We start from the raw sequence: 19,575 nt of genomic DNA on the forward strand, positions 1-19,575 counted from the left end.
GTGGCCGTGCTGACCGCCCCCGACCGTGCGGCGCCCGCACCGCCGGGCCCGCCCCGGCGGCGCCGCCGTCGGGGGAGCGCCAGCCGGGTACCGCCCGTCGTCCTGGCGTTCGTCCTGATCCCGCTGCTCTTCGAGGCGGTCTGGGTGTTCTGGCCCGCGCTCCAGGGCTTCTACCTCTCGCTCACCCAATGGGACGGCGTTTCGGCGCCGACGTTCGTCGGGCTCGACAACTACCGCGAGATGGCCGGGGACAGCGTCTTCGGGACATCCCTCGTCAACACCGTCCTGTGGCTGGTCCTGTTCGGCGGCCTCTCCGCCGTCCTCGGCCTCGGCGCGGCCCTGCTCCTGCAACAGGAGCGGCGCGGCGTCGGCTTCTACCGCGCCGCCCTGTTCCTGCCCGTCGTCTTCTCGCTCGTCGCCACCGCCCTCGTCTGGCAGGCGATCTACCAGCCCGACGGCGTCCTCAACCAAGTGCTCGGCTCCGTCGGCCTCGACAGCCTCCGCCACGCCTGGCTCGCCGACCAGGACACCGCCCTGTACGCCGTGATCGTGCCCGCCCTCTGGCGCCAGATCGGCTATGTGATGGTCCTGTACGTCGCCGGACTCAAGGGCATCGACCCGATGCTGTACGAGGCCGCCAAGGTCGACGGCGCCACCCGGTGGCAGCAGTTCCGGCATGTCACGCTGCCCCAGTTGAGCAGCGTCAACGCGGTCGTCCTGTCCGTCATCGTGATCGACTCGCTGCGCTCCTTCGACGTGGTGTGGTCCCTGACCCGCGGCGGCCCCTACCACTCGTCCGAACTGCTCAGCACCTACATGTACTCGACGGCCTTCCAGTCCCTGCGCCTCGGCTACGGATCGGCCCTCGCCGTCGTCATCTTCGTGCTGGCCTTCGGAGTCATCGCCTCCTACCTCGTCCGAGCCTTCCGGGAGGCCGACCGATGAGCGCCACACGGTCCACCACCGACACCCCGACCGCGAGCGCCCGCCCGACGGCCACCGCGAAGGCCAACGCCACCGCGCTGCGCAGACGCCGCGCGGCCACCGCCGGCTTCCATCTGAGCGCGGGCACCCTCGCCGTGCTGTGGCTGCTGCCGATCGTCCTGGTCCTGGTCACCAGCCTGCGGTCCTTCGACGACATCGCCGCGCACGGCCTCGGCAGCCTGCCGCACTCCTTCACGCTGGACAACTTCCGGCAGGCATGGGTCGACGGCGGCCAGCAACGTGCCCTGATCAACAGCCTGATCGTGACGGTGCCCTGTGTGATCGCCACGCTCGCGCTCGCCGCGATGGCCGCGTTCGCGCTGAGCCGCTACGCCCTTCCGCTGCGCCGGACGCTGCTCCTGCTGATGCTCGGCGGCAATCTGCTGCCCCCGCAGATCCTGCTCATCCCGGTGTCCAAACTCAGCGAACTCCTGGGCATCCACGACACGCTGCCCGCGCTGATCGGCGTACAGATCGGCTTCGGCGTCGGGTTCTACGTGTTCGTGCTGCACGGCTTCATGCGGTCCATCCCCGACGAGATCCAGCAGGCCGCCGTCATCGACGGCGCGCGCCCCTGGCAGATCTTCCGGCGGATCATCCTGCCGCTGACCCGGCCCGCGCTCGCCGCGCTCAGCGCCCTCTCCTTCACCTGGATCTTCAACGACCTGCTGTGGGCCATCACCGTGCTGCGCAGCGACGAGAAGATGCCGATCACGGCCGCCCTCATCGGACTCCAGGGCCAGTACGTGTCCATGTGGAACGTGATCGCGGCGGGCTCCGTCATCGCGGCGGCCCCGACCGTGGCCGTCTTCCTCCGGTTCCAGCGCCACTTCGTGGCCGGCCTCAACCTGGGAGCAGTCAAGTGACCGCGCACCGCCTCTGGACCCTGCGGACGGAGCACACCAGCTACACCGTCCGCCTCGCCGACGACGGCCCCTGGGCCGAACTGCACTCCTGGGGACCGCACGGCGTCGAGACCGGCCCTTCCCCGCTCGACTGGTCCCGCCGCACCCACTACATCGTCCCCGCCGACCTCGCCCCGGCCGAGTATCTGCCGCAGGGGCTGCGGCCGTTCAACGGCGCCGAGCTGACCGCCAGGCGGCCCGGCGCGGAGTCCGGCGTGTGGTGGACCTTCACGGAGGCCGTCGAAGGCGACGGCACGCTGCGGCTCGTCTTCGACGACGACGTCATCGGGCTGCGCGTCGCCCTCTGCTACGAGACCGTCCCGGACACCGACGTCGTCCTGCGCTGGACCGAGCTGACGTGCACCGGCGACACCGAACTGTGCCTGGAACAGCTCGACTCGGCCGCCGTCACCGTCCCCGTCACGGGCGGCGCCCGCCTCACCTACCTCACCGGACAGTGGTCCCAGGAGTTCCAGCTCACCCGGTTCGACCTGGTCCGGGGCGGCTTCACGATGGGCAGCACCCAGAGTGTGCCCGGCCACGCCTACGCGCCCTGGCTCGCCGTGCAGGACGCCTCGGACACCGGCCCCGGCCCGGTCCCGACGTACGGCATCGCCCTGGAGTGGTCGGGCAACTGGCACATCTCCGCCGACGCCGAACCCGGCGGCACGGTCCGGGTCCGCGCCGGACGCGTCCCGCACGAGGGTGTCGTCGTCCTCGCCCCCGGCGCCACCCTCACCACCCCCCGCCTTGCGTGCGCCTACAGCGGTGAAGGGCTCGACGGGCTGGCCCGGGTCTGGCACCGCTACGAACGGCGCCTCACCGGACCCCGTATCGACCGCACCCGCAAGGTCCTCTACAACTCCTGGGAGGCGACCGGGTTCGACGTCGAGGCGGCGGGACAGCTCGACCTCGCCAAGATCGCCGCGGAGATCGGCGCCGAGCTGTTCGTCGTGGACGACGGCTGGTTCACCGGGCGCCGCGACGACACCGGCGGCCTCGGCGACTGGTACCCCGACCCGGCGGCCTTCCCTCAAGGTTTCGACCACTTCATCGACGAAGTACGCGCCCTCGGCCTGGACTTCGGCCTCTGGGTGGAGCCCGAGGCGGTGAGTCCCGGCAGCCGGCTGCACCGCGAGCACCCCGACTGGGTGTACCGCGTCGACGGCAGGGCCGCCCGGCTCGTCCGCAACCAGCTCCTGCTCGACCTCGGCCGCGAGGACGTCCAGGACTTCGTCATCGCCACCTTCGACCGGCTCCTCACCGACCACGCCGTCAGCTACCTCAAGTGGGACATGAACCGGCCCCCCACCGAACGCGGCCGACCAGGCACCGGACCCGCAGGACGCGTGGACCTCGACGCCGAACACGTCGCCGGCTATCTGCGCGTCCTCGACCACCTCCGCACCACACACCCCCACGTCACGGTCGAGGGCTGCGCGGGCGGCGGCGCCCGGATCGAGCACGCCACGATCGCCCGTACCGACGTGGTCTGGCCCAGCGACAACACCGCGCCCCTGGACCGGCTCCGCACCCAGTACGGATTCCTGCACGCGCACGCGCCGCACGTGATGAGTTCCTGGGTCTCCGACGCGCCCGGCCTCTTCGACCCCCGGCCCCGCTCCCTCGCCTTCCGCTTCGTCAACGCCATGTCCGGCGTCCTCGGCATCGGCGCCGATCTGCGGCACTGGACCCCCGGGCAGCGCGCCGACGCCACCGATTGGATCGCCCGCTACAAGGACGTCCGTGACGTCATCCACCGGGGCGAAGCCCGACTGCTCGGCACCCCCGACGACCCGTCGTGCGGCGTCCAGTACGTGTCCGGGGACGGCGCCCGGGTCGTCGTCACCGCGCTGAGCACCGGGCGCCTCGACGGCGCGCCGCTTGTTCCCGGCCGCCCCGACCGCCTCCGGCTGCGCGGCCTGCCACCCGGGGCCCGGTACGTCGACCCGGCCACCGGAACCACCTACAGCGGGGCCCATCTGCTCCACTCCGGGCTGCCGTTCGCCTGGACCGCCGACCACGACGCGGAGCTGGTGGTGCTCGTGCGGCAGTAGCCACCACCAGGCGCCGAAAGGCGGTGCCGCGAAGGGGCCTGACGCGGCATCAGCCGGGCCCGGACCCGCCGACCGGCCGAGCGCGCGCCCCGCGCGCCCCGCAGAATTGACCCCGGCACACCGCCGCACCACGGCCGTGCCACCACGGACCCCGAGGAGTCGACCCGACCATGAACCACCCAGCAGGATGGCCCGGCGCACGCTTCACCGACCGCGTCGCCGTGGTCACCGGCGCCGCCTCCGGCATCGGCGCCGCCACCGCCGCCCGCCTCGCCGCCGAAGGCGCCGCCGTCGTCCTCGCCGACATCGACGAGGCACGCGGCAAGGAGACCGCGCGACGGATCGGCGAGGACGGCGGACGCGCCCTCTTCGTCCCCGCCGACGTCTCCGCCGCCGCCGACTGGACGCGCGTGGTCGACGCCGCGCACACCTTCGGCGAGATCGGGGTCCTGGTCAGCAACGCGTACACCGTCGATGTCGCCCCCGCGCACGAGATGACCCTGGAGTCCTGGCAGCGGCAGCTCGCCACCAACCTCACCGGCGGCTTCCTCGGCTTCCGCGCCGCCCTGCCCGACCTGCGAGCGTGCCGGGGCGCGGTCGTCCTCACCTCGTCGGTCCACGCCCACCGGGGCATCCCCGGACACCCCGCGTACGCCGCGTCCAAAGGAGCGCTGCTCTCGCTGTGCGGACAACTCGCCGTCGAGTACGGGCCCGAGGTCCGCGTCAACGCCGTACTGCCCGGACCCGTCCTCACCGCCGCCTGGGACCGGGTGGCCGACGACGACCGGGAGCGCAGCGTCGCGCAGACCGCGGCCGGACGCTTCGGCACCCCCGACGAGGTCGCGGCGGCCATCGCCTTCCTCGCGGCCGACGAGGCGTCCTTCATCACCGGTACGAGTCTTGTGGTCGACGGCGGCTGGAGCGTCGTCACCTCCTCCGCCTGATCCCGCCCCCCTTGACTGCCCCCGCTCACCCGCCCGATCGCCCTCCCGACCACCCGCCTCACCCACGCGCCGGGGCGACCCCCACCTCGCGCCGCCGAAGCGCCCGCCCGGACCGGTCCGCCGACCGGACCTCCGGGCCCCGAAGAACGAAAGGCAGATCGACATGACGCGCTACGCCCGCCGCGGTGTGCACGGTCAGACCGTGGAAGCACTCGCCCGCCGGGTACTGAGCGGCCGGCTCCCCGAGGGCTCGACCCTCGACCTGGTGGCACTCCAGAGCGAACTGGATGTCAGCCTGACGGCGCTGCGCGAGTCCCTGAAGGTCCTCGCCGCCAAGGGCATGGTCGACGCCCGGCAGAAACGCGGCACCTTCGTACGGGCCCGCGCCGACTGGAACCTCCTCGACGCGGACGTCCTGCGCTGGCAGTTCGAGGGCGGCAGCACCGCCGACGCCGACCGCGCCCTGCTCCGCAACCTCGGTGAGGTCCGCGCGATCATCGAACCCGCCGCCGTACGGCTCGCGGCGCAGCGCCGCACCGACAGCGACCTCGACGCCCTGGAGGCGGCGATCGACGCGATGGGCGCGGGCGGCGACGACACCGCGCACGCCGTCGAGTCCGACCTCGCCTTCCACCGCGCGCTGCTCGCCGCCACCCACAACGAACTCCTCGAACGGATGGAGATGGTCATCGAGTCGGGCCTCGCCCACCGCGACCGCATCGTCCACAGCTCGCCCCACACCGACGACCCCGTCCCCAGCCACCGGGCCGTCCTGGACGCCGTGCGCGCGCAGGACCCCGATGCCGCCGAGACCGCCATGCGGGCCCTGCTGGAACAGGCCGTACGGGACTTGGACCGCGTGGAGCCGACGGCCGACCGTACGAAGGGCACGGACGCCTCGTGAAGATCACCCGTATCGAGACCTTCCTCATTCCGCCGCGCTGGCTGTTCTGCCGTGTCGAGACCGACGACGGGGTGGTCGGCTGGGGCGAACCCGTCGTGGAGGGCCGCGCCGAGATCGTCCGCGCCGCCGTCGACGTCCTCGCCGAATACCTCGTCGGCAAGGACCCCCTGCGCATCCAGGACCACTGGCAGATCCTCACCAAGGGCGGCTTCTACCGGGGCGGGCCCATCCTCTCCAGCGCCGTCGCGGGCCTCGACCAGGCGCTGTGGGACATCGCGGGCAAGACGTACGGCGCGCCGGTGCACGCGCTGCTCGGCGGTCCGGTACGGGACCGGGTCCGCGTCTACGCCTGGGTCGGCGGCGACGAGCCCGCCGCGCTGACCGAGCAGGTCACCGAGCAGGTCGAGGCGGGGTTCACGGCGGTCAAGATGAACGCCGCCGGAGCCACCTCGCGGATCACCACGCCCGCCGAGACCGCGGCGGTGGTGGCCAGGGTCGCCGCCGCCCGTGACGTCCTCGGCCCGCACCGCGATGTCGCCGTCGACTTCCACGGCCGCTTCACCGCCGCCACCGCCCGCCGTGTCCTCACCGAACTCGCCCCGGTCCACCCGCTGTTCGTGGAGGAACCCCTCCTGCCGGACCAGGGGCATCTGCTGCCCCAGCTCGTCGCCGCGAGCCCGGTACCGATCGCGACCGGCGAACGCCTCTACGGGCGGGCCGAGTTCCTGCCCGCGCTCACCGCCGGTATCGCCGTCGCCCAGCCCGACCTCTCGCACGCCGGTGGCATCTCGGAGGTCCACCGCATCGCGTCCCTCGCCGAGACGTACGGCGCCGAACTCGCCCCGCACTGCCCGCTCGGCCCGATCGCACTCGCCGCCAGCCTCCAAGTCGCCTTCGCCACCCCGAACTTCCTCATCCAGGAGCAGAGCCTCGGCATCCACTACAACAAGGAGGCCGACCTGCTGTCGTATCTGCTGGACCCCGAGCCGTTCCGCTTCGTCGAGGGCCACGCCCTGCGCGGGAACCTGCCCGGACTCGGCGTCACCCTGGACGAGGCCGCCGTCCGCGCGGCCGACCGCGCCGGGCACCGCTGGCGCAACCCGGTGTGGCGCCACCCCGACGGATCGTTCGCGGAGTGGTGAGCCGGTCTGCCGAATCCGGGGTGCGGATCGTCACCGACCCGGCGCACGGCGGGCGTTGGACGTCCCTGCGGGCGTCGGGCCGCGAGTGGCTGTGGCAGCGCGACGAACCGCGCCGTCCGGGCGCGCGCCCCGGCGACCCGTTCGCCGACGCGGGCGGCGTCGAGGAGTGCGTCCCGACCGTGCGCGGCACACCGGACCACGGGGACGCCTGGTCACGGGCCTGGACACGCGACGGTGGCGACGGGGCCGACGGTGCCACGGACACCGTGGACTGCCCGGACTTCCGGCTCACGCGCGCCGTCACGCCGGGTGGCCCGGGGGCGGCGCTGGTCTCGTACCGGCTCACGGCCGCCCCCGGCCACCGCTTCCTCTGGGCCGCGCACGCCCTGCTCGACCTGTCGACCGGCGCCACGATCCGGATGGACGAAGGAGCGCGGACCCGGCTCTTCCCGGAGGCCGCCCAACTGGTCGCCGAGCCCTGGCCGTCCGGGGCCCCTTGGATCGAGGGCGCCTGGCCGGACCCGTACGGCATCCCGCTGCACCGCACGGGACCGGACGACGGCACCGCCGTGGGCGCCGTCGTGGCGACCGGAGCGGTCTGTGTGCACGACCGCGGCGACACCCTCAGGTTCGCGCTGGAAGCCGAGGGGCAGCCGGTTTCGGTGGCCCTGTGGCGCAATCTCGGCGGCTTTCCCGCCGACGGCCCTTACCGCAGTACGGGTGTGGAGCCGATGCTCGGCCGGGTCTTCGACCTCGCGGACGCGGGGCCCGGCGACGCCGCCGTCGTCCCGCCGTCCGGCGAGGTGCGCTGGTGGCTCACCGTGACGGACCACTGCGCGTGCGCCCAGCACCCCGAGGAGGACTCCCGATGACGCCCACCGCACTCCGACCCGACCGGCTCGAACTCGGCGAGGGCATCCGCTCGGTCGACGGCCGTGTGGTGCTCGTGGACATCCTCACCGGACGCCTGCTCGCCGCACCGGCGGACCCCGCCGCACCCCTGCGGCCCCTGCTCCAACTGGACGTCCCGCTCGGCGCCGTGGCACCGGTCGCCGGTCGGGCGGGCGGCTGGATCGCGGCGGCGGGCACCGGAATCTGCCTGCTGGGCCCGGCGGCGCGCGACGGGCGCCCCACCTGGCTGGCGCGCCCGGAGGACGGCGCGCCCGTCCGGATGCGGATGAACGACGCGACGGCCGATCCGTACGGCCGGTTCTGGGCGGGCAGCATGGCGTACGACGCCGTGGCCGGGGCGGGTTCGCTGTACCGGGTCGACCCGGACGGCACGGTGCACACGGCGCTGACCGGGCTGACCGTGCCCAACGGCCCGGCGTTCAGCGCGGACGGCTCCCTGATGTACCTCGCCGACAGCGCGCGGGGAATCGTCCGGCGGTACCCCGTGCACCCGGCGACCGGCGCCCTCGGCACGCCGGAGACCTTCGCCACCTTCGCCGAAGGCAGCCCGGACGGCATGACCGTGGACGCCGAGGGCGCGCTGTGGGTGGCCGTCTGGGGCACCGGGACCGTCCACCGCTACCGCTCCGACGGCGCCCACGACCGCACCCTGACCCTCCCGGCCCGGCAGCCCGCCGGCGTCTGCCTGCACGGCACCACGCTCCACATCACGATGGCCACCGTGGGCCTGCCCGACCCGGGACCCTACGACGGCGCGGTCTTCACCGTCCCGGTCGACGTCCCGGGCTCACCGGCCGCCGCGTACCGCCCCGCCGCCGACGACTAAGCCTGACCAGGGCCCCCTGCCACGCATCGCCCGACGACCGGGACCTACGCACCCTCGTCCTCCGTTTCCGCCACGCCCTCCTCGTACGCGCGCAACGTGTCCACCACCATGCGGCGTTCCGCCGGGGTGAGGGGGGCGAGGGCGTGGCGCCAGGCGGTGGCGCCGCGCGACAGCCACGCCGAGATCGACGGACGCATCCCGTCGGTGATGCTGACGATGCGTCGGCGCCGGTCCGTCTCGTCCTCGCGCCGCTCCAGCACGCCCTTACGGCTCAGTTCACCGACCATCAGGCTCACGGTCGTCGGCGCGACCTCCAGCCGGGTCGCGAGGTCGTTGACGGTCGTCGGACCGTCGAACAGCAGATACGACAGCAGCGACAGATGCCGGGGCGCCAGCGCCAGGGACTGGAGTTCCTCCGGCACCGGCATGCGTTTGGCACGGCCGACCATACGGGGCATCAGCAGCAGCAACGCCCGGATCGCGTCGTCCACGTCGTCCATGGCGTCATCCACGGGGTCGCCGTTGGTTGACATGCCTCACCCTCCAATTTAGCTTTGACATCAAAGATGCTTGGCTCGCAAAGCAAACGTGTCCACCATCGTAAAGGGGCTCCGTCATGCCGCATTTCACCGTGCAGATCCGCGAGGAGGAGTTCGACGGGAAGGTCGAACCCCGTCTCATCGCGGGTCTGACCGAAGCCGTCGCCCACGTGTTCGGCGAGTGGGCGCGATCCGTCGCCGTCGTGACCCTCGTCGGCGTTCCGCGAGGCCGCTGGGGGAGCGGGGGTGTGCCCAGCGACGAGAACGCGCCGGTCGTCGTCCTCGGTATGCGCGAGGGCGCCTTCGCGCTCCCGGACGTGCCGGACGCGCCCGCCCGTCTGATCGCCACCATTACCGACGCCGTGACCGACGTCTTCGGTGAGCAGGTGCGTGAGCGGGTCACCGTGCTGCTCGAAGCGGTGCCCGAGGGTCGGTCGGGCGTGGGCGGCGTACCGGTCTGACCCGTGCGAGGGGGTGGCGGGGGCGGCGGTCGTCCCGGCGCGCGCGGGGCGGAGCCCGGAGGTCACCGGAGTCGTCTACAGTGACCTACGCCGTCTACAAGCCTGTAGTCGGTGGTCCGTACCGGGCAGATCGGTGGTCCGCGGCGGGCAGAACCTGACCCAGCAGAACTGGATGCCATGAGCGCGATCAGTATCGGACAGGCCGTCATCCTCGGCGCCGTCGAGGGAGTGACCGAATTTCTCCCCATCTCGTCGACCGGCCATCTGAAGATCACGGAGGGTCTGATGGGGATCCCCGTCGACGACCACTCGGTCGTCGGATTCTCGGCCGTCATCCAGGTCGGCGCGATCGCCGCCGTCCTCGTCTACTTCTTCAAGGACATCGTCCGCATCCTCACCGCCTGGGGCCGCGGACTCAAGGACCCCGAGGAGCGTTACCACCACGACTACAAGTTCGCCTGGTGGGTGATCTACGCGACGATCCCGATCGTCGTCGTCGGCCTCGCCGCCAAGCCCCTCATCCAGGGGCCGCTCGCCTCGCTGTGGGTCGTGGCCGGATCCCTGATCGTCGGTAGCGGCGTCATGTGGGCCGCCGACCAGATGGGCCGGCACAAGCGCGGCGAGGACGACACCTCGTTCAAGGACGCCATGCTCGTCGGCTCCTCGCAGATCCTCGCGCTCCTCTTCCCGGGCTTCTCCCGCTCCGGCGCCACCATGTCCACCGCGCTGATGCTCGACCTCGACCGGGTCGCCGCCACGCGGCTCTCCTTCTTCCTCGGCATCCCGGCCCTCACCGGCGCCGGCATCTACGAACTGAAGGACGCCCTCGGCTCCGGCGCCGGGGCGGCGCCCCTCGTCGTCGGCACGATCGTGTCCTTCGGCGTGGCCTACGCCTCGATCGCCTGGCTGCTGAAGTACGTGGCCAGACACTCCTTCAACGCCTTCGTCGTCTACCGGCTCGTCGTCGGCGTACTCCTGCTCGGGCTGCTCACCACCGGGGTGCTCTGACCGGGGAGCTTCGACCGGAACCGAGAACGACCACGGCGGTCCGCGCGCCCCCGAAAGGGAACGCGCGGACCGCCGTCGTGTGTCAGGCCACCGTGCCCTGGATCAGGCTGTATCCACCGCGAACACATGCATCGTGCCGCCGCTCGTGGTCGCCGGAAGCGTCACGCTCGCCAGCCGCTTGCCCGGCTCCAGGGCGAGGGGCGCGGTCGCGAAGACATCGGTGCCCACCTCCTCGACACCGCCTCCGGAGACGTCCCGGTAGGTGGTGTGCAAGGCCACGACATTCCCGTACGACGGCTGCTGGGTGCCGCCGCCGAGCGTCCAGTCGCTGAAGCCGACCGTCGCCTGCCGCGTCGTGCCGTCGGTGTACGTCAGTGTCACCGTCCCGGTGGTGGGGCCGTTCGCGGCGCTGCCCAGCAGGCTCAGCCGGGTCGCGTTCGCGGAGGTCGCTGACACGTCCAGGGTCTGGCCGCCCCCGACGACCTCGATGTTGTCCGGATCGCCCGCCCTCACATCGGGCCAGGTGAAGGCGAAGTCACCCGACGACACCGTGCCGCCAGGTCGCGCGCCCGCGTCCGCGAGGGCCTTCGCCGAGTAACTCCAGCCGCCGCCGTCGAAGTTGGCCTGCGGATCGGTGTCGTCGGCGGAGACGCCGTTGTTGTTGAGGTTCCACAGCACGCTGTCGCGTACGCCGACCGTCACCGCGAGCGACGTCTTCGGCAGGGCCGTACCCGTCGAGGTCGTGAGGGTCAACGGGATCTTGTAGAAGCCCGGTTGGGCATCGTCGGCCGCCGTGACCGTGAGCTTCGTGGACGCCGAGCCCGCGCCCGGCACCGCGAGGTCGCCCTCCGCCGGGCCCACCGTCAGACCGGCCGGCGGATCGGCCTTCCAGCGGACCGTCGCCCCCTCGTCCGCGAGCGTCTGCACCTTCAGCGCCGACTCCACCGCGCCGCCGCCCGGCTCGGCCTTCACCCCGCTCGGACTCGTCCCCGTGAAGAACGGCACCCCGCCCGCACGGAACGACGGCGGAGCGTCGCCCGGGTCACTGCCCCAGGACGTGTTCGGCGCCGTACCCAGCGTGTAGTCGAGCGTGCCGCCGCGCGACACGAGGGACGCGGGCACCCACGGCCGGTCGGACGCCTTGCCGTCGACTTTCAGCCGCTGGACGTAGCGGTGATCGGCGGACGCGGCGGGAGCGTTCACCGTGATGTCACGGCCGTGTCCGGTACGGATCACCGCGCGCGGGAACAGCGGCGCCGACAGGACGAACTCGGCCCGGCTGGGGATCTGCGGATACAGGCCGAGCGCCGAGAACACGTACCAGGACGACATGGTCCCGGCGTCGTCGTTGCCGGGGATGCCGCCGGGCGAGTGGGTCCACAGCTGGTCCAGCTCGGCGCGGACCGTCTCCTGCGTCTTGTACGGGGAGCCCAGGTAGTTGTAGAGGTACGGCGCGTTGATGTCCGGCTCGTTCGTCGGGTCGTAGCGCGTGGCGTCACGGGCCGAGAAGTCGAACGTCCCGTCCGGCGCGCGGAAGAAGGAATCCAGCCGCTTCACGGCCGTCTCGTTCCCGCCCATCGCCCGCGCCAGGCCCGCCACGTCCGAGTACACCATCCACGAGTACTGGGCGCTGCTCCCCTCCACGAACCCGTTCCCGGTCGACGGCGTGAACGACCCCGCCCAGCTCCCGTCCGCCTTGCGGTCCCGCATGTAGCCGCCCTGCTCGGTGGCCGCCGGGTCGAAGACATGCGTCCAACCACCGGACCGCTCAAGGAACTTCCTCGCGTTCGCCCGGTCACCGGTGAGCCGTGCCAGCTCCGAGAGACCGAAATCGGCCGCCGCGTCCTCCAGCGTTTCGGCCGCGCCACCCCAGCAGTGACAGTTGTCGGCCGGTACGTAGCCGAGCTTCAGATACTGGTCGAGCGCCGGGCGCTGTCCCACGCACTCCACATTGCATCCGGCGCTCGACGAGTCGTTCGCCGTCGGCACCGTCGCCGCCGTGATCAGCGACCGGAGCGCGCCCTTCACATCGAAGTCGCGGGCGCCGAAGGCATACATACCGGCCACCGCCGGAGCCGACGGGTCGCCCGACATGACGCTCGTCTTGCCGTTCTGGAGCAGCCAGCGGTCCCACTCCCCGTCGCGCTGCGTCGCGTAGTTGAACAGCGACTGCGCATAGTCGCTGCCCACCTTCGGCGACAGCAGCGCCAGCAACTGCACCTGCGCGCGGTACTGGTCCCAGCCGGAGAACGTCCCGTACTGCGCTTTCTGGCCACGCGCCAGTCGGCGCGGCTTGCGGTCGGAGCCCAGATAGCGGCCGTCGACGTCACTGGTCAGCGTCGGCTCCAGCATCGAGTGGTACAGCGCCGTGTAGAACGTCGTACGTTGCTCGTCGGAGCCGCCGCTGACGCGGATCTTGCCCAGTTGGCCGCGCCACGAGGACACGGCGTCCGACCGGACGGACGCGAAGGTCTTGCGGGGCGGATTCTCGGCCCGCAGATTGGCCTCCGCGTTCGCCGCGCTCACATATGAGATCGCGACCTTGGCCTGAACCTGCTCGGTCCCGGCGGGGAACGTCACGTACGCGCCGGACCCCTTGCCCGCCACCGGATTCCCGGACGCGCTGTAGCCCGTACCGCCGCTCGCCCGCGTCGATCCCGGCTGGAGGGTCCCGTCCGCCCAGGTGCCCACCGACTGGAACGGCTGGTCGAAATGGGCGGTGAAGTACAGCGTGTACAGGTCGTGCCGGTTGTTGGCGCTCTGCGGACCGCAGAAGTTGCCCGCGCTCACCGACCCCGTCACCGTCCGGGCCACCGGGTCGACCTCGACGGTCGCGTCGGTGCTGCCCGTCTCGGAGTTGGACGTCCTCAGCAGCATGCTGGCGGGGCGGTCCGCCGGGAACCCGAACCGGCCGGTGCCCGTGCGCTCCGTCGTCGTCAGCTCCGCCGAGGCACCGCTCGCCAGACCGACCTTGTAGTAGCCGGGCAGCGCGGTCTCGTCCGCGTGCGAGAAGGTGCTCGCGTACGTGGCGTCGGTGGCGTCCGCCGACGGCGACGACGTGACCTCACCCACGTGGGGCATGATCGGAATGTCCCCGCTCGCCCCCGAACAGCCCACACCGTTGAGATGGGTGAGGCTGAAACCGCGGATGCGCGTCGCGTCGTACTGGTAGCCGCCGGGCGCCGGGGTCGAGATCTGCCGGCCCCGGGAGTTCTGCGGACTCCAGGCCAGCATGCCGAACGGCCGGACCGCTCCCGGATAAGTGTTGCCCGCGTTCGACGTGCCGATCAGCGGATCGACGTACGCCACCGGATCGTTGACGGGCGCCGCTGCCGCTGCCGTGACCGAGCCCGGCGCCGCCGACGCGGGCGCGCCGGACAGGCCCAGGCCGAGCGCCGCCACGGCCGCCATCGCCACACCGCCGTAGGCGCGACGTCTCGCGCGTCCTCGGCGCGTGAAAGTGTCTGACACCGTTTCCCTGCCCTTCATGTCATGAGCGAGGTCATGAGCGACGGGAAGCCCGCGCCGCCGGATCGCAGGAGTCTTTGCCGAGCTTTGAACGAGAGTTGTCCGGCCGCGTGTCACGGCACCCGACAACGTTGTCAACGGAACGAGCATGGATGCTCCTCGCCCCTCGCGCGGGTGTCAAGAGGGCGCGGAACTCGGCATTCCGGCCATTCGGGTGCAAGTGTCCCGGGGCGGTGGCCGCCTGATGGGGCATCAGTGAACCCTCGGGTAACAAGTGTGCGTCGAGAGGCGCGGGGTGGGTGCGGAGGGTGATGGCCCAGGGAGTACTGTGCGCACGCACCAGACCCGAAGTACGGATTGTGTGTGGAGGATTCATGAAGGTATCCACCCGTGCGTGGAAGCGCTCGGGCGTTCTCATAGCGGGCGCGGCAGTGGGGTTCGTCGGAATCGGCGTGTGCGCCACTCCGGCGTCCGCCCACACGCCCACCTGGACGGTGACGTGCTCGGACGTCACCGTCGATCTGAAGGCCTACAGCGACAAGGTCACCAACACGGTGACCATCACCGTTGACGGCAAGGACCTTCTGCCGACCAAGGAGTTCGGCAAGGAGTTCCACGAGGAGCTGACGCTCCCCGAGCACAGCAAGGAGGCGCAGGTCCGCCTGATCGTCAAGGCCGGTGACGGTGACCGTTTCTCGGCCGACGAGACGAAGACCTCGCCCGTCTGCGAGACCGAGAGCCCCGCGCCCTCGGAGACCCCGAAGCCGTCGGACACTCCGACTCCTTCGGACACCCCCTCGGAGACCCCGAAGCCCTCGGAGACGCCCAGCGAGTCCGAGACCCCCAGCTCCGCGGCCCCGGCCCCGGAGACCAGCACCTCTCCGCAGGGTGACCTCGCCGAGACCGGTTCCTCCAGCGCGACTCCGGTGATCGCCGGTGCCGCCGCCGCGGTGGTCCTGGCCGGTGGCGGCATCCTGGTGGCCACGCGTAAGCGGCGCGCCAACGGCTGAGGCTGCCAAAACATCTGACCGTGCCCCGCGGCAAGACCAGTCGCGGGGCACGCTCATGTGGCGGGACACCGGCAGCGGCACCGGGGTCGGCGCGGCGCTGAATGAGCTGACCGGCCGCCTCCTGACACCAATCCCGGGGCGCCGGGTGGCCGGATGGGCCATGATGCCGGGCAGGGGGTGGGTGCCTGGGGGCAGGGGCCGCTCGTGGTTTCGGGGCAGGGGGAAAGCCCATGGTCGACGGTGAGGGCGGGGAGCCGCGGCAGGTGGGGCCCTATCGAGTGGTGGGGCTGCTCGGGTCGGGCGGGATGGGGCGCGTCTATCTGGCGCGTTCGCCGGGGGGCCGTGCCGTCGCCGTCAAGACGATCCGGCCCGAACTCGCCGAAGACCCCGAGTTCCGGAGGCGGTTCGCGCGGGAGGCGGAGGCGGCGCGTGCCGTCAGCGGGGCGTTCACGGCGGCCGTGGTGGACGCCGATCCGTACGGGGACCCGCCCTGGCTGGCCACCGTCCATGTCGCGGGGGTGTCCCTGGCGGACGCCGTCGAACGGCACGGCCCGCTGCCTCCGTCGACCGTGCTGGCGCTCGGCGCGGGACTCGCCGAGGCGTTGCAGGCGATCCACGCGGCCGGCCTCGTACACCGCGATCTCAAACCGTCGAATGTGCTGCTCGCGCCGGACGGGCCCAAGGTCATCGACTTCGGCATCGCGCTGACGGCCGGTTCCAGTTCCCTCACCCGCGCCGGTGTCGTCGTCGGCACACCCGCCTTCATGGCGCCCGAGCAGCTCACCGCGGCCGGAGCGGGAGCGCCCGCCGACGTGTTCGCACTCGGCGGCGTGCTCGCCTTCTCCGCGACCGGACGGCCCCCGTTCGGCTTCGGTACGGCAGCGGGCGTCGGCTACCGCGTCGTGCACGACGCGCCCGATCTGCACGGGATCCCCGGGATCCTGAGCGGCCTCCTCGCCCGCTGCCTCGCCAAGGACCCCTCCCACCGCCCCCAAGTCGGCGCCCTGCTGGGCGAGTTCGCCAGCGCGCAGCGGCAACAGGACACGGCCTCGCTCGCCTTCGTGGAGGGCGCCTGGCTGCCGCCCACCGTCGCCGCGTCCGTACGCGGCGCCGGACAGATCGGGGGGCCCGCGCCGGACCCGTGGCCGGCCGTCACCGTGGACCCGTACGGAGACACCCCCGGCCACGGCACCTTCGGCCCCCACCCCGCGACCCAGCGCGGGCCCCACCCCGCCACCGTGCGCTCCTTGCCCGGCCCGGTGGTGGCGCCGCTCGCGAATCCCGCGCCCGCCACCGATCCCGACCGGGCCGCCCCGCGATCGCCGAACCGTCGGCGGGTCCTCGTCGCCCTGGCGGGCGTGGGCGCGGTGGCCGCTGTCGGAGGTGGCGTCGAGTGGCTGCGGAATCGCGACGACAGTGGGGGCGGTGACCGTCCGGCCGCCGACGGCGCCTCCAAGTCCCCACCCGGAAGCCGCCGTTGGACCTACACGACCAGCGGCCCCGTCACCCCGGCCCTGGTCGCCTCGGACGGTCTCGTCTTCGCCGGCAGCAAGGACGGCAGCCTCTACGCGCTCGACGAACGGACCGGCGAGCGGCGCTGGCAGTTCAGCACCGGCAACGGCATCTACTCCTGCCCGGCGATCACGGCGGGCACCGCGTACGTCGGCAGCGCGGACTACCACCTGTACGCCGTGGACGTGAAGACCGGCGACCAGCGCTGGGAGTTCACCGCGGAGGGCGAGGTCAACTCCTCGCCGGTCGTCGCCGGGGGAGTGGTCTACGCGGGCAGTGACGACGGCGCCCTGTACGCCGTCGCCACCCGTACCGGACAGCAGAAGTGGGCCTTCGCCGCGACCGGCCGTATCCGTTCCTCGCCCGTGGTCGCCTGGGGACGCGCCTATGTCGGCTGCGACGACCACCGGGTGTACGCGGTCGACGTCGCCCGCGGGCGGCGCGCCTGGACCTACCGGACCGGCGACGTCGTCAAGTCCTCGCCGGCCGTGGCCGATCGGGCGCTGTACGTCGGCAGCTACGACGGCAAGCTGCACGCCGTCCACTGCGACACGGGCGCACGGCTGTGGACCTTCGCCACCGGAGGCGGTGTCGGGTCGTCCCCCGTGGTCTCCGACGGCGTGGTGTTCTTCGGCAGCGACGACGGCCATCTGTACGCGGTCGACGCCAAGACGGGCCGGCAGCGCTGGAAGTTCGCCGCCGGAGACATCGTCTACTCGTCGCCGACTGTCCTCGCCGGGACGGTGTACGTCGGATGCAAGAGCGGCACCCTGTACGCCGTGGACGCGGCCACGGGCGACGCGAGATGGACGTACCGGACGGGCGCCGACATCCGCTCGTCGCCCGCCGCGACAGGCGGCGCGGTCTTCGTCGGCAACGACAGCGGGACGGTGTACGCGGTCACCCGCTGACCCCGAGGGCCGTGCGGCGATGCCTGTCGGAGCGCCGACCGGCGGCTGGGACCGGCGCGGTCGGGCATCAGCCCAGGCGCTGGAGCCGCCACTCGCGCTCCCCCTGCCCGCCGAGTGTCGCGCGAGGACCCCGCGCGGTCAGGGTGCCCAGGTCGGGGATCTCGGCGAGCCGGAGCGCGACCGGCGCGTCGCCGTCCTCGCCCTCGATCCTCCACCGGTCGGGCGACTCGCCGCACGGTCCCGCGAAGACGGGCGGCGGGAAGAGGTGGATCGGCGACAGCGCGAGGCAGCGGCCCGGCTCCCGCCTGTCCTGGAAGCGGACGGTGCGGTCGACCTCGTTGCGCAGGGCCCAGACGGTGTCCGGGCCGCAGGGCCGCAGGTCGCCGCCGACCGGGCCCTGCCCGGCGGAGAGGCACGCGCCGGACCGGGCGTCACGGATGTAGTAGTCGCCGTTGTCGGCGGCCTGGGCGGGGGTGGCGAGCGTCAGCACGGCGGCGGCCGAGGCGGCGAGGGACAGAACGGCTCTGATACGCACGGGACCCCTCGTACGGAGGGAGACAGGAGACAGCCGGGTCCGTGGTGAGTGAGCCACGGACCCGGCTGCTCCCAAGATCACAAACTCATCCCGCCCCCGCCGCGCACCGCCGCCGGGACACCTCCGTAGTTCACCGCTTCGGCGGGGGCGCACAGGAAGCGCACCCTTTGTCGCCGAATGCGCCTGACCTCACTTCGCGCGCCCCGTACGCCCCGTACGTGCTTTTCCGCCGGGCCGTATCGGGGTGGTCAGGCGCCGTCAGTTGAAGGGGTCGAGCGTGACGGATGCCTGTTGGGGATTGCCGTCGTGGACCAGGGACTCGTAGTTCCCGACGTCGTCGAAGGCGAACGCGTACGCCTTGCCGTCGGCCATCCGGGAGTGGATGTTGCGGGCGTAGTGGTTGGTCACCGCGTCCTGGTAGAAGCTCGCCGAGCCGGTGTCCGGCTGGTTGGGGTTGACCAGCAGGGTGGAGCGGTTGAAGCCCGCGCACAGGGTGCGGGAGATCGGGCCGCGCACCAGGTCGTTGGGGGCGTCGAGCCGCTTGTAGCACCCGAAGATGCTGTCCGAGTCCGGCTTCTGGAAGCTGGTGACGACGGCGCCCGAGCTGTTGGTGAAGTTCATGACGTCGCCCGAGACCCGCCCGAAGTACTTCGTGTTGGGCTCGTTCGCGAACGGCGTCACCGTCAGCGTCTGGGTGCTGTACTTCTGCCACACCCGGTTGACGTAGTCGTCCATGACCGAGCCCGGCAGCGCGCCCGCCTCGATGCCGTGACCGGGCGCCAGCGCCCGCAGCACGGTGCCGTCGGAGCGGGTCTGGATCAGATTCGCCCAGCCCCCCGACTGCCCGCGCAGCGCGCTGTAGAAGCCGTTGTACCCGCCCGGCTTGAGGTGCCCGGTCTCGATCGTGGAACCGTCGGCCCGCTGCACCCCGACCGCGTACGGCGCCGAGAACATGTCGACCTGTGTGCTGTTGATCCATATACCGGAGTCGTTGAGCGTGTACTCGGACCAGTTGAAGAGGATGTTGCGGTTGGGGTCCGACGGGTTCTGCACCGCGGGCTGTACGAGCCCACCGGTCGTCAGCTTGAACACGAGCTTCTGACCGTACGAGAAGTAGACCCGGCCGGAGAACTTGGGGAGCCGGACCGTGAGCGACTGTCCGTTCGCCGGGCCCGCGATCGACGCGTCCGGCGCGGGTGTCGGCGGGTTGCCGCCCGCGGGCCAGGGGTGGAAGGTGCCGCTGGCGTCGGCCCAGCCCTGGCGGCCCGTGGAGAGTTCGGTTCCGAGGTTGTAGACGTAGACCGGGTCGCCGCGCCCGGAGTTGTTGGTGATCTTCAGGGGGATCGTCGCGGGTACCGCGGCTGCGGCGGGTGTGGGGGAGCCCGCCGCCTGGGCCGGTGCACCGGTCGCCGTGAAGCCCGCGGCGAGCACGATCGCCGCCGCCAAGGCCGCCGGCC

At 72.1% G+C, this 19,575-nt stretch carries 16 protein-coding genes; 12 read left to right on the plus strand and 4 right to left on the minus strand.

Annotation, left to right across the window (positions count from 1 at the left end; genetic code table 11):
* The 8 genes from ACIQNU_RS10465 to ACIQNU_RS10500 all read left to right on the plus strand — a co-directional run bounded on the left by ACIQNU_RS10465 (position 1) and on the right by ACIQNU_RS10500 (position 8,674).
* The gene (locus ACIQNU_RS10465; protein WP_401363771.1) at positions 1–945 is read left to right on the plus strand and encodes a carbohydrate ABC transporter permease; all 945 of its coding nucleotides are present in this window, start codon (positions 1–3) and stop codon (positions 943–945) included.
* Positions 942–1,850, plus strand: coding sequence for a carbohydrate ABC transporter permease (locus ACIQNU_RS10470; RefSeq protein ID WP_401363773.1), 909 nt, complete (start codon positions 942–944; stop codon positions 1,848–1,850). Before ACIQNU_RS10465 ends, ACIQNU_RS10470 begins: the two co-directional genes overlap by 4 nt.
* Entirely contained in the window at positions 1,847–3,946 is a 2,100-nt protein-coding gene (locus tag ACIQNU_RS10475) for an alpha-galactosidase (RefSeq protein WP_401363775.1), read from the plus strand. Before ACIQNU_RS10470 ends, ACIQNU_RS10475 begins: the two co-directional genes overlap by 4 nt.
* Positions 3,947–4,116: 170 nt before the next feature.
* Entirely contained in the window at positions 4,117–4,890 is a 774-nt protein-coding gene (locus tag ACIQNU_RS10480; RefSeq protein ID WP_401363778.1) for an SDR family NAD(P)-dependent oxidoreductase, read from the plus strand.
* Between the two features lie 163 nt (positions 4,891–5,053).
* Positions 5,054–5,794 (plus strand): FadR/GntR family transcriptional regulator, encoded by a 741-nt coding sequence (locus tag ACIQNU_RS10485; RefSeq protein ID WP_401363781.1) that lies wholly within the window; start codon positions 5,054–5,056, stop codon positions 5,792–5,794.
* Complete coding sequence (dgoD, locus tag ACIQNU_RS10490; RefSeq protein WP_401363784.1) at positions 5,791–6,936, plus strand: galactonate dehydratase; 1,146 nt, start codon at positions 5,791–5,793, stop codon at positions 6,934–6,936. The genes ACIQNU_RS10485 and dgoD overlap by 4 nt, the downstream gene beginning before the upstream one ends.
* A complete protein-coding gene (locus ACIQNU_RS10495; protein ID WP_401363787.1) occupies positions 6,930–7,808 on the plus strand; it encodes a hypothetical protein in 879 nt (292 codons plus the stop codon). Before dgoD ends, ACIQNU_RS10495 begins: the two co-directional genes overlap by 7 nt.
* Positions 7,805–8,674, plus strand: a complete 870-nt coding sequence (locus ACIQNU_RS10500; RefSeq protein WP_401363790.1) for an SMP-30/gluconolactonase/LRE family protein — start codon at positions 7,805–7,807, stop codon at positions 8,672–8,674. The genes ACIQNU_RS10495 and ACIQNU_RS10500 overlap by 4 nt, the downstream gene beginning before the upstream one ends.
* 44 nt (positions 8,675–8,718) lie before the next feature.
* Here ACIQNU_RS10500 and ACIQNU_RS10505 read toward each other — a convergent pair whose 3' ends face one another.
* Positions 8,719–9,207 (minus strand): MarR family transcriptional regulator, encoded by a 489-nt coding sequence (locus ACIQNU_RS10505; RefSeq protein ID WP_401363791.1) that lies wholly within the window; start codon positions 9,205–9,207, stop codon positions 8,719–8,721.
* A gap of 83 nt (positions 9,208–9,290) precedes the next feature.
* Between ACIQNU_RS10505 and ACIQNU_RS10510 the strand changes: the two genes are divergently transcribed.
* Entirely contained in the window at positions 9,291–9,674 is a 384-nt protein-coding gene (locus tag ACIQNU_RS10510; RefSeq protein ID WP_401363792.1) for a 4-oxalocrotonate tautomerase family protein, read from the plus strand.
* A gap of 177 nt (positions 9,675–9,851) precedes the next feature.
* Positions 9,852–10,682 (plus strand): undecaprenyl-diphosphate phosphatase, encoded by an 831-nt coding sequence (locus ACIQNU_RS10515; protein ID WP_401363795.1) that lies wholly within the window; start codon positions 9,852–9,854, stop codon positions 10,680–10,682.
* Between the two features lie 102 nt (positions 10,683–10,784).
* Here the strand turns inward: ACIQNU_RS10515 and ACIQNU_RS10520 are convergent, their stop codons facing one another.
* Positions 10,785–14,093: a GH92 family glycosyl hydrolase gene (locus tag ACIQNU_RS10520; RefSeq protein ID WP_401363797.1), complete on the minus strand. Its 3,309-nt coding sequence runs from the start codon at positions 14,091–14,093 to the stop codon at positions 10,785–10,787.
* Positions 14,094–14,524: 431 nt separating this feature from the next.
* Here ACIQNU_RS10520 and ACIQNU_RS10525 point away from each other — a divergent pair, with 431 nt between their 5' ends.
* A complete protein-coding gene (locus ACIQNU_RS10525) occupies positions 14,525–15,160 on the plus strand; it encodes an LAETG motif-containing sortase-dependent surface protein (RefSeq protein WP_401363799.1) in 636 nt (211 codons plus the stop codon).
* Between the two features lie 230 nt (positions 15,161–15,390).
* A complete protein-coding gene (locus ACIQNU_RS10530; RefSeq protein WP_401363802.1) occupies positions 15,391–17,583 on the plus strand; it encodes a PQQ-binding-like beta-propeller repeat protein in 2,193 nt (730 codons plus the stop codon).
* A 67-nt stretch (positions 17,584–17,650) separates the two neighbouring features.
* On the opposite strand, the gene ACIQNU_RS10535 is transcribed toward ACIQNU_RS10530, so the two are convergent.
* Entirely contained in the window at positions 17,651–18,118 is a 468-nt protein-coding gene (locus tag ACIQNU_RS10535) for a hypothetical protein (protein ID WP_401363804.1), read from the minus strand.
* A gap of 258 nt (positions 18,119–18,376) precedes the next feature.
* Positions 18,377–19,549: a glycoside hydrolase family 64 protein gene (locus ACIQNU_RS10540; protein WP_401364258.1), complete on the minus strand. Its 1,173-nt coding sequence runs from the start codon at positions 19,547–19,549 to the stop codon at positions 18,377–18,379.
* Positions 19,550–19,575: the final 26 nt, after the last annotated feature.

Source organism: Streptomyces sp. NPDC091292 (genome assembly GCF_044757265.1).
Taxonomy (GTDB): Bacteria; Actinomycetota; Actinomycetes; order Streptomycetales; family Streptomycetaceae; genus Streptomyces.